Genomic DNA, 13,084 nt, shown 5'->3' with positions numbered 1-13,084 from the left:
TTGGATTGCAGCTCCGCGAGCTGCTTCTTGATGTCATCGAGATTGTCATCTCCGGTCCCGGTCTCCGACCCGGTCTTCGGCTCAGACGCCGACATCCGGCCCCGCCACGAGCGAGACGCCGTCGATGCGCCAGCCCTGCGGCGTCTCGATCATCTTGTATTCAAGAAGATGCGGCACGCCGCGCGCATCGCGCAGCAGCACCCGCTGCCACCAGACATCGCCCTGTTCGCGCAGGGCCAGATAGCGCGCGCCGGTGTTGTCCCAGACCATCGGATAGCCCTGTTCGACCATGGCGCCGAAGTTTTCCGCGCTGCCGAAGATCCGCCGGATGGTCCGGCTGGCATGATCGAAGGCCCCGTCGAGATCGCGCGCGGTGAAATCCGCGAGCTGGTCGTCGATCACCGCCGCGATGGCGGGGCCTTCCCTCTCCTGCGCCGCCGCCGCGCCGGCCAGCGCGGTCGACAGCATGAAGGCCGTGATTGCATTGCGCATGGATGCTCCTCCCCGGTTTGTCCGAAGAAGCTACGGCCATGCAGCCCGATCGGTTTCACCCGTATCGCAGCCGGTGCGATGGCCGCGCCGGAACCGCCGGGAAAGACGGATCTTTCCCGGCATCACGTCATCGCGAGCCGTGTGAGGGAGGGCGGCGCGGCGTCAGCCTGCCAGCTCGCCCGCCAGCGCCCGGTCGATCAGCGCAATCGTGTTCTCGACGCCGTAGAGTGCCACGAAGCCGCCGAAGCGCGGGCCTTCGGAGGCGCCCAAGAGCACCTCGTAAAGCGCCTTGAACCAGGCGCGCATCGGCTCGAACTGCCGCTCGCGGCCCACGGCGAAGACCTCCGACTGCAGCCCGTCGGCATCCGCGCCGCCGTCCCATGCCGCCAGCCGCGCGCGCAGGTCCTCGAGCGCCGCGCACTCTTCCTCCGTCGGCGCGCGGTAGGTCTTGGTGGGCTTCACCCGGTCCTCGTAGTAGCGGATGGCAAAGCCCGCCGCGTCGTCGAGGCCGGGATGCGTCTCGGGGCCGGCCTCGGGCGCGTAGCGGCGGATGAAGCCCCACAGCGTCTCCTTGTCCTCGGCGCCCGAGACGGAGACGAGGTTCAAAAGCATCTGGAACGGCACCACCATGTCCGAGGCGGGCACGTCGCCCTGGTGGATGTGGTAGACCGGGTTGGCGAGCTGCGCCTTGAGGTCCTGCCCCGGATAGGCGCGCAGCTGCTGGTGATACTCGTCCACCATCTTGGGGATGACGTCGAAATGCATCCGCTTGGCGGTCTTGGGCTTGAGATACATGAAGTAGCTCAGCGAATCCGTGGAGGCATAGCTCAGCCACTCGTCCATGGTCAGGCCGTTGCCCTTGGACTTGGAGATCTTCTGGCCCTGGTCGTCGAGGAACAGCTCATAGGTGAAATGATGCGGCGCGCGGCCGCCCAGCACCTTGCAGATGCCGTCGTAGATCGGCGTGTTGGTCGAGTGGTCCTTGCCATACATCTCGAAATCGACGCCGAGGGCTGCCCAGCGCGCGCCGAAATCGGGCTTCCACTGCAGCTTCACATTGCCCCCCGTCACCGGCAGCGTCCACTCGCGCCCCTCCTCGTCGTCGAAGGTGACGGTGTGCTCCTTGGCGTCCACATGCTTCATCGGGACATAGAGCACGCGGCCGGTCTCGGGGTGGATCGGCAGGAAGCACGAATAGGTCTCGCGCCGCTCGTCGCGCAGGGACTTGAGCATGATCGCCATGATGTCGTCGTAGCGCTCGGTGGCGAGCTTGAGCGTGTCGTCGAACTTGCCCGTCTGGTAGAACTCGGTCGCCGAGACGAACTCGTAGTCGAAACCGAAGGTGTCGAGGAAGCGGCGCAGCATGGCGTTGTTGTGCCCGCCGAAACTGTCATGCGTGCCGAAGGGATCGGGCACGGAAGTGAGCGGGCGCTGCAGGTTCTCGTGCATCATCTCCTGCTGGGGCACGTTCTCGGGCACCTTGCGCATGCCGTCGAGATCGTCCGAGAAGCAGACGAGGCGCGTGGGGATGTCCGAGATCACCTCGAAGGCGCGGCGGATCATCGTGGTGCGCAGCACCTCGCCGAAGGTGCCGATATGCGGCAATCCGCTCGGCCCGTAGCCGGTCTCGAACAGCACGTGGCCCTTGGCGGGGTCCTTGCCGCCCAGGCGTTTGAGCAGCGCGCGCGCCTCTTCGAAGGGCCAGGCCTTGCTCTGCATCGCCGCGTCGCGCATCTCGGACATCGTGTCACCTCTTGGGATTGATCCGGCTCTCCTATTGCCGGGGGCCCACGGCGTCAATAAATTGGCCTCGAATACAAGGAGCCAGAACCCATGAGCGACACCCCTTCCCTGACCGCGCAGGATGCGCTGGTGGCGCTGATGATCGCCGTCTCGGCCTCGGATGAGACGATCCGCACCTCGGAACTCGTCAAGATCACCAACATGGTCAATCACCTGCCGGTGTTCTCCGATTACGGCGACGAGCTTTCGGCCATCTCCAACACCGTGTTCGACCTGCTGGAGCAGGAGGACGGGCTCGATGCGCTGTTCGGCCTAATCCGCGAGACCCTGCCCGAGCGGCTGTTCGAGACGGCCTATGCGCTGGCCTGCGACGTCGCCGCCGCGGATGGCAACGTCACCGAGGGCGAGGGGCGGATGCTCGAGGAGATCCGCTACGAGCTCAAGATCGACCGGTTGCACGCCGCGGCGATCGAGCGCGGCGCGCGGGCGCGGCACATGACGCTGTAGGGAGGGACCTGATCGGGCCGAAGGGGCGTTCTTTTGGCAAAGCCATGAAAGGGCCGTGCCATGCGCATCTTCGGACTGATCGTCTTTCTGCTCGATCTCTATGCCATCTGGAACGTCATCACCTCCTCGGCCTCGACCGGCAAGAAGGTGATCTGGACGCTCGCCATCCTGATCCTGCCGGTGCTCGGCCTGATCGTATGGTTCTTCATGGGACCGCGCGGACGCGGCGCCAAGGTCTGAGCGGATGCGGTGGCAGGGCCTAAGCGGTGCCGCGCGGGCGTCTCAGCCCTGGCTGGCCTCTCGCGCGGAATAGGCGATGCCCCAGCGCTGCAGCAGCCTCTGCTGCAGCCACTTGGCCCGGCCGTTGTAGCTGCGCGCGCCCTCGGGGCGCTCTTCCTCGTCGTCCTGACTGTCGATCCGCCGGTCCACGTCGCCCGAAAAGATCGCAAAGGCGATGTCGCGGCCGCCGATGGTGCGCTCGTAACCCGCCAGCGCGCTGACGAAGTTGAGCGTGCCGGTCTTGGCCACCACGACGCCGGGGGAACGGGCCAGCCCCTCGCCGCGCGGGCCGTAGAGGCGGATGGATTTCAACAGCGGGCGCAGCTCCTCGCGCGCCTGCGGCGTGGCAAGGATCTTGGCCATCTGCATGGCGCTGATCCGGCTCGCCCCGCCGAGCCCGGAATGATCGACCAGATCGGGCGTCACGCCGAACCGCGCCTCGACCCAGTCGGACATGGCCCGGCCCGAGCCGGGCAGATCGACCACCCCCGCCCCGCGCGCGACCGAGGCCGCAAGGCCGATCTGCTCGGCGGTGAGATTGGTCGAATAAAGCAGCATGTCGCGGACGAGCTTGGTGAGATCGGCGCTGCGGTGGCGCACCAGCACCGTGCCGCTGGGCGCCGAGGCCGCCTCGGAGACCGCGCCGAGCGCGATCCCCTGCGCCTCGGCCAGTTCGGCGAAGACCTGCCCGGCGTAGAGCGCGGGCCGCCGCACCGGCAACCAGCGCGAGCCGCTGTCGCCCAGGTAGCGCCGCCCCACGGTCCAGACGTCGACGCCGTTCTCCTGCGCATAGGTATAGACCGGCGTGCCCCGGTCGACCGCCTCGATCGTCGCCACCGCCACCTCGGGCCGCGCATCGGTGCCACGCGCATCGAGCGACAGCGCGTAGCCGCCGCCTTCTCGGGCCCATGAGAAATAAATACGATTGTAGTTGAGGTTGAGCCCCGAGACGGCCGGGTTGTAGGCCAGATGCGGCAGCTGCACCGGGTCGATCTGGCTTTGTTGCGGCACGGCCCCGCCCCAGACCGAGAGCCCGCCCGTGGCGCCGCGCACGCCCATCGCCTTGAGCTCCAGCGCCATCTCGGCCAGCGCGTCGGTATCGAGCGTCGGATCGCCCGTCCCCGCCAGCACCAGATCGCCCTGCACCACGCCGTTCTCGATCGGGCCGGTGGCAACGAGCCGGGTCTCGAAGCGGTGATCGCCGCCCAGCGCCTCGAGCGCGTAGAGCGCGGTGATCGCCTTGGCGACGCTGGCGGGCGGCAGCCGGGTATAGGCGTCGTGCTGGTCGAGGATCTCGCCCGAGCGGGCGTCGAGCGCCACGAAGCCGGTGCGCCCGCCCAGCCGCGCCTCCTCGACGAAGCGGGCGGTGGAATCGCGCAGGCGCGGGCGCAGCCCGGAGGGCGCGGAATCGAGCGCCGCGGCGCCGCCGGGCCGGGCCTCGGGCCGCAGCGAGGTGAGCGGCTGCGCCAGCGCGGCCGAGGCGGTCAGGGAAAGGCCGCCCATGAGCAGCCCGCGTCGGGTCAAACTTGCTTTCATGGGGCATAGATAGAGCGCGCGCGGCCGCCGGGGCAACGGCGCGCCGCTCACGGAGTCACAAGTTTTCGCATGGAGGGCGACCAGTTGCCCGCCGCACGGATCGCGGTGGAGGAGGCCGCCGACATCGGCAGGTTCACGAAGCACCAGGCCGGGGCCTCGGCCCGGGCCAGCAGAGGGGCCGCGCGCATCGGCAGCCGCGCGCCGCGGTAGAGACGCGCCGCGCGCGACAGCCGCGCGCCCAGCCGGTCGCCGGGCCGGGCGAAGATGCCCATCGGCACGGTCTCGACGATGCGCTGCCAGTCCTGCCATTCGTGCAGCTGCACGAGGTTGTCAGCCCCCATCAGCCAGACGAAATCCACGCCCACGTAGCGCGCCCTGAGCCGGGCGAGGGTCTGCGCGGTGTATCGCGTTCCGAGCAGCGTCTCGATCTCGGTGACGCAGATCTTCGGATGCCGCGCCACGGCTTCGGCCTGCGCGAGGCGCCGCGCCATCGGCGCGGGGCGGTGTTCCTTGAGCGGGTTGCCGGGGCTGACCATCCACCAGACCCGGTCGAGCCGGAACCGGCGGATCGCCTCTCGGGTGATCGCCAGATGCCCCTCATGCGCCGGATCGAAGGAGCCGCCCAAGAGCCCCACCGCCTGCCCCGCCCGCGCGCTCGGCCAACCCATGCCGCTCATGCCGGGTACCGCACGAAGGCAAAGGCCGAGCCGTCGGGGGCCCAGCTTGGCACGTTGATGCTGCCCTGCCCGCCGCGAAAGGCCGCGATCTCGCGCCCCTCGCCGCCCTCTTGCGGCATCAGCCACAGGGAGACGTCGAGATCGGCAGGGTGGCCCTGCACGCCCGGCGGGTAGCGCAGATGCACCACATGGCGCCCGTCGGGCGAGGGATGCGCAAACCAGTCGATGCCCGGCCCATGGGTCATCCGCTGCATTTGCGTCCCATCGGGACGGATGCGCCAGATATCGACGCGGCCCTCGCGTTCGCCATTGAACCAGATCCATGCGCCGTCGGCAGAGAAATCCGGCCCGTCGGCATGGTCGAAAGCCTTGGTCACGCAGCGCTCGTCGCCGCTCTCCACTTGCATGAGATAGATCCCCACCGGGCCGCCGTCCCGCGCGCCCGCATGGACCAGCCAGCGCCCGTCGGGGCTCCAGCCATGCATCCACGAAGGCTGCGTGCGGCCGATCCGGCGCGGCACGCCCCCTTCCATGGGCACGAGGTACATGCACGAGGCTCCGGTCTCGACCTTGTCGCAGATCGCGATATGGCGGCCATCGGGCGAGGGAACATGATCGTTGTTGAGCTTCACCGCAAAGCCCGTCTCGATAGGCTCCAGCCGGTCGCTCGTCGGGGCAAGCCGCCACAGCCGTCCCTCGGCATTGACCAAAAGCGAGCCGTCGGCGCACCAGTTCGGCGCTTCGACGCGTCCTTCGCAGGCGAGCCGGACCGTGACCGTGCCGTCGCTTTTCCAGATGCAGATCTCGCTCTTCATCGCGTCCCCCAAGGCCTGCGGCGCGGCGGCGGGCGGCGGAATGCGCAAGACGCCACCGATCCGGGCCTGCGCCTTCCGAATGCGAATTGATTTTCTCGCCGATTCGGGTTAACTGGACAAGGCGACGTTACCTCTATCGACCACTGTCTCCTTTACGGCCTCAGTCCCTCGATCAGCACTGACAGAGCCGAATACCGCTGCAATAACGCGAGCGGACACTTGTTAAGGAAGACAGCACGATGGCTACCGGCACCGTGAAATGGTTCAACACCACCAAAGGCTTCGGCTTCATCGCTCCCGACGGCGGCAGCAAGGACGTCTTCGTCCACATCTCCGCCGTTGAGCGTTCGGGCCTGACCGGCCTCGCCGACAACCAGAAGATCAGCTTCGACATCGAAGCCGGCCGTGACGGCCGCGAGTCGGCCGTGAACCTCAAGCCGCTCTAAGACGCGGGGGCGCAAAGCGCCCCTTCGCCACGACATAGAACGGGCGCGGCCTTTGCAGGGGCCGCGCCCGTTTCCGTCTCAACGCCCGATGCGCCGCTTCGCAAGCTCGGGGCGTCAGTCCGAGAGAATGAAGGTGACCCGCATCACCACGCGGTACTCCGTGATCTCGCCGTTCTCGACCTTCACCTTCTGCTCCGAGACCCAGGCGCCGGTGATGCCCTTGACCGTCTCCGAGGCCCGCGCGATGCCCTGCTTGACGGCATCGTCGAAGCTGCTCGGCGAGGCGGCGATGATTTCCGTGACCTTTGCGACCGACATGACTTGCTCCTCCCTGTTGCAATGCAGGGAAAGCTAGCGCGCCTCGGCCCGCGATCCATCGCCTGCGGCCCGCTCGGTCAGATCGAGCACATAGGGCCCCAGCTCGGCGACGATCAGCGCCACGCCCGCCGCGTTGGGGTGCAGCCCGTCGGCCTGCAGATAGGCGCGCCGCGCCGCCTCGACCCCCTGCCCGTCCTGTAAGGCGGCAAAGATGTCCGGGTAGAGCGGCACGTCATGCGTCTCGGCCAGATCGGCATAGGCCGCGTCGAACGCCTCCGCGTAATCGGGGCCGTAATTCGGCCCGGCCTTCAGCCCCACCAGCAGCGTCTCGACGCCCGCCGCCTCGGCCTTGCCCAGGATGCCGTCGATGTTGTCGCGCATCGTCTCGGGATCGAGCCCGCGCAGGAAATCATTGCCGCCCAGCGCCACGATCATCGCGTCGACCTCGGGCGTCAGTGTCCAGTCGGTGCGCGACAGCCCGCCCGCCGAGGTGTCGCCCGACACGCCCGCGTTGATCAGCCGAACCTCCGCGCCCTGCGCGTCGAGCCAGCCCTGCAGCTGCGGCACCAGCCCCTCGCCCTGCGGCAGGCCGTAGCCGGCAGTCAGGCTGTCGCCCAAAGCCGCGATGACGACCTCATCGGCCAGCGCGGGCTGGGCGGCGAGCGGCGCTGCGACGATCAGCAGCGGCGCCAACAGCTTGCGCATCCCGCCCCTTGCGCCATATCGCTCGGAGCGTGCGCGAAGGAAGGCTCCCCGAATGACCGATCCCGTTCTCTCCCTCGAAGATGCCGAGCTGACGCTCTCCGGCAATGCCGGCCCGGTGGAGATCCTGCACGGGATCACGCTCGACGTGACGCCGGGCGAGACATTGGGGCTCGTCGGTCCGAGTGGCTCTGGCAAATCGTCTCTCCTCATGCTCATGGGCGGGCTGGAGCGCGCCACCGGCGGCAGGGTCGCGGCGCTGGGCCATGATCTCACCGCGCTGGACGAAGACGCGCTCGCGCGGTTCCGCCGTGACAATATGGGGGTGGTGTTCCAGTCCTTCCACCTGATCCCGACGATGACGGCACTGGAAAACGTCGCAATTCCCCTTGAGCTGGCCGGGCATCGCGACGCGCATGAGCGCGCCGAGGCGCAGCTTTCGGCCGTGGGGCTCGGGCATCGCGCGGGCCACTACCCAGGCCAGCTCTCGGGCGGGGAGCAGCAGCGCGTGGCGCTGGCCCGCGCCACCGCGCCGCATCCCAAGATCCTGCTGGCCGACGAGCCCACCGGCAATCTCGACGCCGCCAACGGCGCGCAGATCATGGACCTGCTGTTCGATTTGCGCGACCGGCATGGCGCGACGCTGGTGATGGTGACCCATGCGCCCGAGCTGGCCGAACGCTGCGACCGGGTGGTGCGGCTGACCGACGGGCGGATCTCGGCATGAGCCTAATGCTTTCGGCCCGCCTGGCGCGGCGCGAGCTGCGCGGGGGCCTACGCGGCTTTCGCATCTTTCTGGCCTGTCTTGCGCTCGGCGTCGCGGCCATCGCCGCCGTCGGCATGGTCCGCTCCGCGATCCAGGCGGGGCTCGAGAGCGAAAGCGCCGCGATCCTCGGCGGCGATGCCGAGATCGAGCTGACCTACCGCTATGCCAGCGCCGAGGAGCTGGCCTGGATGCGCGGCGTCGCCGAGACGGTCTCCGAGGTGGTGGATTTCCGTTCCATGGCGGTGATCGAGCGCAATGGAGAGACCGAGCGCGCGCTGACGCAGGTGCGCGCAGTCGACGGGGCCTATCCGCTCGTGGGCGCGGTCCGGCTGGAGCCCGAGATGCCGCTTGATCGGGCCTTCGCGGGCGCGAACGGCCTGCCCGGCATCGTCATGGAGCAGGCGCTGACCGACCGGATGGCGCTTTCTCCCGGCGATACCGTGCGGCTCGGCACGCAGGATTTCGTGCTGTCCGCGATCCTCGCGCGCTATCCCGACAGCGCGGCGGGCGGCTTCGATTTCGGCCCGCGCAGCCTCGTGCTGCGCGAGGATCTCGCCGCCTCAGGGCTTCTGTCCGAGGGCACGCTGTTTTCGACCATGTACCGCATGGACCTACCCCAAACGGCGGATCTGCAGGCGCTGGAGGACGAGGCCGAGGATCGGTTCGAGGGCAGCGGGCTGCGCTGGCGCGACGCGCGGCGCGGCGCGGGCGGGACCGAGCGCTTCATCGACCGGCTGGGATCGTTTCTGGTGCTAATCGGCCTGTCGGGCCTCGCCGTGGGCGGCGTCGGCATCTCGGCCGCGGTGCGGGCATATCTGGCGGGCAAGACCGCGACCATCGCCACGCTGCGCACGCTGGGGGCAACGCGGGCGACGATCTTTCTCACCTACTTCCTGCAGATCGGCGCGCTGACGCTCCTGGGCCTTGCCATCGGGCTGGCGCTGGGCGCGCTGGTGCCGCTGGCGCTGGCGCCGCTGATCTCGGCGCGATTGCCGATCCCGGCGGAGTTTGGCATCTACCCCCGCCCGCTGATCGAGGCCGCGCTCTACGGCGCGCTGGTGGCGGGGATCTTCACGCTCTGGCCGCTGGCGCGGACCGAAAACGTGCGCGCGGCGACGCTGTTTCGCGACGCGATGGGCGCCGGCGCCGCCCTGCCCCGGCGGCGCTACCTCGGCGCGATCCTCGGGCTGCTGGCGGTGCTTCTGGGCGCGGCGGTGCTGTTTTCGGGCACCTGGCGGCTGACGCTGTCGACGGCGGGGGCCATCGCGGTGGCGCTGTTTCTGTTGACCCTCGCAGCCTTGGGCGTGCAGGCGCTGGCGCGCCGCTTCGGGCGGGGTCTGCGCGGCCGTCCGGGCCTCAGGCTGGCGCTGGGCGCGATCGGCAAGCGCGGCGGCGAGACCGGCTCGGTGGTGCTCTCGCTGGGGCTCGGCCTGTCGGTGCTGGCCGCCGTCGGTCAGATCGACGGCAACCTGCGCCGCGCCATCACCAATGACCTGCCAGAGGTCGCGCCCGCCTATTTCTTCGTCGACATCCAGCCCGACCAGATCGAGGGCTTCCGCACGCGGCTCGACGGCGATGCGCAGGTGTCTCGCGTCGACAGCGCGCCGATGCTGCGCGGCATCATCTCCGAGATCAATGGCCAGCCCGCGCGCGAGGTGGCGGATCACTGGGTGCTGCACGGCGACCGGGGACTGACCTATTCCGCGAGCCCCCCCGATGGCGAGGAGATCGTCGCGGGCGACTGGTGGGCGGAAGATTACGCCGGCCCGCCGCTGGTGAGCTTTGCCGAGGAGGAAGCGCTGGAGATCGGGCTCAACGTCGGTGACGAGATCACCGTCAACGTGCTGGGCCGCGACGTGACCGCGACCATCGCCAACCTGCGCCGCGTCGATTTCGGCTCTGCCGCCATCGCCTTCGTCATGGCGATGAACCCGAGCGCGCTGTCGGGCGCGCCGCACAGCTGGATCGCCACCGTCTATGCCGAGGAGGAGGCCGAGGCCGCGATCCTGCGCGATCTGGCCGATGCCTATCCCAACATCACCGCGATCCGCGTACGCGACGCCATCGCGCAGGTGACCCGCGTGGTCGACGGCATCGCCGCGGCCACGCGCTACGGGGCCGCCGCCACTCTGCTCACCGGTTTTCTCGTGCTGATCGGTGCGGCGGCGGCGGGTGAGCGGTCGCGCACCTACGAGGCGGCGATCCTCAAGACGCTGGGGGCAAGCCGCCGGCGCATCCTCGCAAGCTTCGCGCTGCGCGCGGCGCTCCTGGGTGCTGCGGCAGGGCTGGTGGCGCTGGGCGCAGGGGTCTTGGGCGGCTGGGCCGTGTCGCGCTTTGTCATGGAGACGGATTTCGCGGTGATCTGGCCCTCGGCCATCGGCATCGTTTTAGGCGGCGCGATCGCCAGCCTGCTGGCGGGGCTGGCTTTTGCCTGGCGGCCCCTGAAGGTTCGGCCCGCGCAGGTGTTGCGCGCGCAGGACTGAGCTAGCGGTCAGGCTTGGTGGCCGAGCAGCCGGTTGTGGATCTCGGTGCAGGCCACCGCCGCATGGCCCATGCCGTAGGCGATCTGGTCGAGCCCCGCGATCACGTCGCCGATGGCGAAGAGGCCCTTGATGTCGGTCTCGCAATGGGTGTCGACCGGGATGCAGCCTGCCTCCGTCAGCTCCGCCCCGAGATCGCGGGCGAGGTCGGAATGCGGATCGGTGCCCAGCGCCACATAAAGCGTGTCGAAGCGCGCCTCTTGCCCGTCCTCCATCTCGACCACGATCTCTTCGCCGTCGAGCCGGATGTCGCGGCGGTGCGAGGGCAGGATCTTCAGCCCGGCCTGTGACAGTGCCTTTTCGCCGTCATCGTCGAGCGGCGCGGGCTCGGGGCGCACCACGGTCACGTCATCGGCGTAATGCTTGACGAAGCGCCCCTCGGCCAAGGCATGGGGCCCCGAGCCGAGGATCGCCACCTTCTTGCCCCGCACCTCGTAAGCGTCGCAGATCGGGCAATAGCGGATCAGCCCGCGCGCGACGCCCTCGTCGTGCAGATCCTCGGGGATGCGCGGGGGGCGGTTGGTCACGCCGGTGGCGAGGATCAGGGTCCGGGCATCAAACGAGCCGCTCTCGGTCTCGACGCGAAACCCGCCGTCGATGCGCCGCGCGGTGGTGACGCGGTCTCGGCGGGTCTCGACCTCGTACTGGTCGAGCTGGCGACGCATGTTGTCGAGCAGTTCCGGCCCGGTGACACCGTCGGGATAGCCCGGCAGGTTGCGGGTGCGGGGAATGCGATGCGCGCGCGGGCGGCCCGCGTCGAACAGCACCGTGTCGCGTAGGAACCGCGCCATGTAGATCCCGGCGGAGAGCCCCGCCGGGCCGCCGCCCACGATGATGCAATCGCGCATGTTCCGTCTCCCGCCAATTAGAGGCGGGAGATATGGCGCGGGCCGGGCCGGTCCAGCCCGGCGGCGGGTCAGACCTGCGGCTTGACCTGCATCAGCGCCATGACGCCGCCCATGTCGGGGCCGTGATCCATGCCGGTGACGGCACGGCGCAGCGGCAAAAACAGCCCCTTGCCCTTGCGCCCGGTCTCGGCCTTGACCGCATCGGTCCACTGCTTCCAGGTCTCGGGGCCGTAGGGCGCATCGCCCAGCAGGCCCAGCGCCTGGCCCACGAACTCGGCATCCTCGGGCTCGGCGCGCCCCGCGCGCCCGTCGCGGAACACCGCCCACCATTCGGCAATCGTGGCGCGGGTCTTGAGGTTCTCGCGCACCACCTCCCAGAAGGGCGCGGCCAGATCGTCGGGCACGCCCGCCGCGGCGACGTCCTCGGCCACCTCGGACAGCGGCTGCTGCGACAGCCAGCGCGCGGTCAGCGGCTCCAGATCGGCGGGATCGAGCTTGGTGGGGGCCGAGCCGAAGGTCGAGATGTCGAAGCCCTCGATCACCTCCGCCACGTTCTGGCGCAGCTCGACGGGCTGCGAGGAGCCCAGCCGTGCCATCAGGCTCAGGATCGCCATCGGCTCGATACCGGCGGCCTTCAGGTCACGCAGGCTCAGCGTGCCGAGCCGCTTGGAGAGTGCCTCGCCCTGCGGACCGGTGAGCAGCGAGTGATGCGCGAAGCGCGGCGGCTCGTAGCCGAGTGCCCGGATGATCTGGATCTGCGTCGCGGTGTTGGTCACGTGGTCCGAGCCGCGCACCACATCGGTGATGCCCATTTCCGCGTCATCGACCGAGGAGGCGAAGGTGTAGAGCACCTGACCGCTTTCCTTGATCAGCACCGGGTCGGAGACGGAGGCCGCGTCGATCGAGACGTGACCGAGGATGCCGTCCTCCCACTCGATCCGTTCGCGGTCGAGCTTGAAGCGCCAATGGCTGCCGCGCTCGGCGCGCAGCTTGTCCTTCTCGGCGTCCGACAGATCGAGCGCGGCGCGGTCGTAGACCGGCGGCTTGCCCATGTTGAGCTGCTTCTTGCGCTTGAGATCGAGCTCGGTCGGCGTCTCGAAGCACTCATAGAGCCGCCCGTCGGCGATGAGCTTCTCGCGCGCCGCCTCGTAGCGGGCCATCCGGTCGGACTGCCGCTCCACCCGGTCATGGGTGAGCCCCAGCCAATCGAGCGCCTTAAGGATTCCGTCCACGTATTCGGGCTTGGAGCGCTCCTGATCGGTGTCGTCGATGCGCAGGATGAATTCGCCGCCCTGCTGGCGCGCGATGGCGTGGTTGAACAGCGCGGCGCGCAGGTTGCCGATATGCATCCAGCCGGTGGGGGACGGGGCGAAACGGGTCGTTGTCATGGGGCTCTCCTGTTCGCCATGGGCTCT

General features: G+C 69.1%; 14 protein-coding genes. 5 read left to right on the top strand and 9 right to left on the bottom strand.

Translation table 11 applies throughout. The features are described 5' to 3' along the window. Window positions 1–81: 81 nt before the first annotated feature. Both NHG85_RS12575 and NHG85_RS12570 read right to left on the bottom strand, forming a co-directional pair. Window positions 82–492: a DUF4864 domain-containing protein gene (locus tag NHG85_RS12575; RefSeq protein ID WP_253332867.1), complete on the bottom strand. Its 411-nt coding sequence runs from the start codon at window positions 490–492 to the stop codon at window positions 82–84. A 162-nt stretch (window positions 493–654) separates the two neighbouring features. Next, window positions 655–2,235: a lysine--tRNA ligase gene (locus tag NHG85_RS12570; RefSeq protein ID WP_253332865.1), complete on the bottom strand. Its 1,581-nt coding sequence runs from the start codon at window positions 2,233–2,235 to the stop codon at window positions 655–657. Between the two features lie 90 nt (window positions 2,236–2,325). Between NHG85_RS12570 and NHG85_RS12565 the strand changes: the two genes are divergently transcribed. Next, entirely contained in the window at window positions 2,326–2,742 is a 417-nt protein-coding gene (locus NHG85_RS12565) for a tellurite resistance TerB family protein (RefSeq protein ID WP_253332863.1), read from the top strand. A gap of 60 nt (window positions 2,743–2,802) precedes the next feature. After that, window positions 2,803–2,982, top strand: coding sequence for a PLD nuclease N-terminal domain-containing protein (locus NHG85_RS12560; protein WP_099277619.1), 180 nt, complete (start codon window positions 2,803–2,805; stop codon window positions 2,980–2,982). Window positions 2,983–3,024: 42 nt separating this feature from the next. Here the strand turns inward: NHG85_RS12560 and dacB are convergent, their stop codons facing one another. The 3 genes from dacB to NHG85_RS12545 form a co-directional block, all read right to left on the bottom strand. After that, window positions 3,025–4,524 carry a D-alanyl-D-alanine carboxypeptidase/D-alanyl-D-alanine endopeptidase gene (gene dacB / locus NHG85_RS12555; protein ID WP_253332862.1) on the bottom strand — a complete coding sequence of 500 codons (1,500 nt, stop codon included), beginning with the start codon at window positions 4,522–4,524 and terminating at the stop codon, window positions 3,025–3,027. Between the two features lie 80 nt (window positions 4,525–4,604). After that, entirely contained in the window at window positions 4,605–5,225 is a 621-nt protein-coding gene (locus NHG85_RS12550; protein ID WP_253332869.1) for a nicotinate-nucleotide adenylyltransferase, read from the bottom strand. 5 nt (window positions 5,226–5,230) lie between these two features. Further along, entirely contained in the window at window positions 5,231–6,097 is an 867-nt protein-coding gene (locus NHG85_RS12545; RefSeq protein WP_253332860.1) for a TolB family protein, read from the bottom strand. A gap of 191 nt (window positions 6,098–6,288) precedes the next feature. Here NHG85_RS12545 and NHG85_RS12540 point away from each other — a divergent pair, with 191 nt between their 5' ends. Next, the gene (locus NHG85_RS12540) at window positions 6,289–6,495 is read left to right on the top strand and encodes a cold-shock protein (protein WP_099277615.1); all 207 of its coding nucleotides are present in this window, start codon (window positions 6,289–6,291) and stop codon (window positions 6,493–6,495) included. A gap of 114 nt (window positions 6,496–6,609) precedes the next feature. On the opposite strand, the gene NHG85_RS12535 is transcribed toward NHG85_RS12540, so the two are convergent. Together NHG85_RS12535 and NHG85_RS12530 are read right to left on the bottom strand one after the other, a co-directional pair. Next, window positions 6,610–6,813, bottom strand: coding sequence for a dodecin family protein (locus tag NHG85_RS12535; protein ID WP_253332858.1), 204 nt, complete (start codon window positions 6,811–6,813; stop codon window positions 6,610–6,612). Between the two features lie 33 nt (window positions 6,814–6,846). After that, on the bottom strand, window positions 6,847–7,518 hold the full coding sequence (locus NHG85_RS12530) for an arylesterase (RefSeq protein ID WP_253332856.1): 672 nt from the start codon (window positions 7,516–7,518) through the stop codon (window positions 6,847–6,849). Window positions 7,519–7,570: 52 nt separating this feature from the next. On the opposite strand from NHG85_RS12530, the gene NHG85_RS12525 reads away from it, so the two are divergent. Continuing rightward, window positions 7,571–8,242, top strand: a complete 672-nt coding sequence (locus NHG85_RS12525) for an ABC transporter ATP-binding protein (RefSeq protein WP_253332854.1) — start codon at window positions 7,571–7,573, stop codon at window positions 8,240–8,242. Next, the gene (locus tag NHG85_RS12520) at window positions 8,239–10,764 is read left to right on the top strand and encodes an ABC transporter permease (protein ID WP_253332852.1); all 2,526 of its coding nucleotides are present in this window, start codon (window positions 8,239–8,241) and stop codon (window positions 10,762–10,764) included. The genes NHG85_RS12525 and NHG85_RS12520 overlap by 4 nt, the downstream gene beginning before the upstream one ends. 8 nt (window positions 10,765–10,772) lie before the next feature. Here NHG85_RS12520 and NHG85_RS12515 read toward each other — a convergent pair whose 3' ends face one another. Both NHG85_RS12515 and gltX read right to left on the bottom strand, forming a co-directional pair. Next, a complete protein-coding gene (locus NHG85_RS12515; RefSeq protein WP_253332850.1) occupies window positions 10,773–11,669 on the bottom strand; it encodes an NAD(P)/FAD-dependent oxidoreductase in 897 nt (298 codons plus the stop codon). Window positions 11,670–11,737: 68 nt separating this feature from the next. Further along, window positions 11,738–13,057, bottom strand: a complete 1,320-nt coding sequence (gene gltX / locus NHG85_RS12510; protein WP_253332848.1) for a glutamate--tRNA ligase — start codon at window positions 13,055–13,057, stop codon at window positions 11,738–11,740. Window positions 13,058–13,084 lie beyond the last annotated feature (27 nt).

The organism is Limimaricola litoreus, assembly GCF_024159025.1.
GTDB lineage: Bacteria > Pseudomonadota > Alphaproteobacteria > Rhodobacterales > Rhodobacteraceae > Limimaricola > Limimaricola litoreus.
Note: the sequence above shows the minus strand (reverse complement) of the source record. Positions and strands in the feature narration are given on the sequence as shown.

Excerpts from the sequence above, each read along its gene's own strand:
- NHG85_RS12565 (WP_253332863.1), top strand. The coding sequence starts at position 2,326 with ATGAGCGACACCCCTTCCCTGACCGCGCAGGATGCGCTGGTGGCGCTG.
- NHG85_RS12520 (WP_253332852.1), top strand. The coding sequence starts at position 8,239 with ATGAGCCTAATGCTTTCGGCCCGCCTGGCGCGGCGCGAGCTGCGCGGG.
- NHG85_RS12575 (WP_253332867.1), bottom strand. The coding sequence starts at position 492 with ATGCGCAATGCAATCACGGCCTTCATGCTGTCGACCGCGCTGGCCGGC.
- gltX (WP_253332848.1), bottom strand. The coding sequence starts at position 13,057 with ATGACAACGACCCGTTTCGCCCCGTCCCCCACCGGCTGGATGCATATC.
- NHG85_RS12515 (WP_253332850.1), bottom strand. The coding sequence starts at position 11,669 with ATGCGCGATTGCATCATCGTGGGCGGCGGCCCGGCGGGGCTCTCCGCC.
- NHG85_RS12560 (WP_099277619.1), top strand. The coding sequence starts at position 2,803 with ATGCGCATCTTCGGACTGATCGTCTTTCTGCTCGATCTCTATGCCATC.
- NHG85_RS12550 (WP_253332869.1), bottom strand. The coding sequence starts at position 5,225 with ATGGGTTGGCCGAGCGCGCGGGCGGGGCAGGCGGTGGGGCTCTTGGGC.
- NHG85_RS12530 (WP_253332856.1), bottom strand. The coding sequence starts at position 7,518 with ATGCGCAAGCTGTTGGCGCCGCTGCTGATCGTCGCAGCGCCGCTCGCC.
- NHG85_RS12535 (WP_253332858.1), bottom strand. The coding sequence starts at position 6,813 with ATGTCGGTCGCAAAGGTCACGGAAATCATCGCCGCCTCGCCGAGCAGC.
- NHG85_RS12570 (WP_253332865.1), bottom strand. The coding sequence starts at position 2,235 with ATGTCCGAGATGCGCGACGCGGCGATGCAGAGCAAGGCCTGGCCCTTC.
- dacB (WP_253332862.1), bottom strand. The coding sequence starts at position 4,524 with ATGGGCGGCCTTTCCCTGACCGCCTCGGCCGCGCTGGCGCAGCCGCTC.
- NHG85_RS12525 (WP_253332854.1), top strand. The coding sequence starts at position 7,571 with ATGACCGATCCCGTTCTCTCCCTCGAAGATGCCGAGCTGACGCTCTCC.
- NHG85_RS12540 (WP_099277615.1), top strand. The coding sequence starts at position 6,289 with ATGGCTACCGGCACCGTGAAATGGTTCAACACCACCAAAGGCTTCGGC.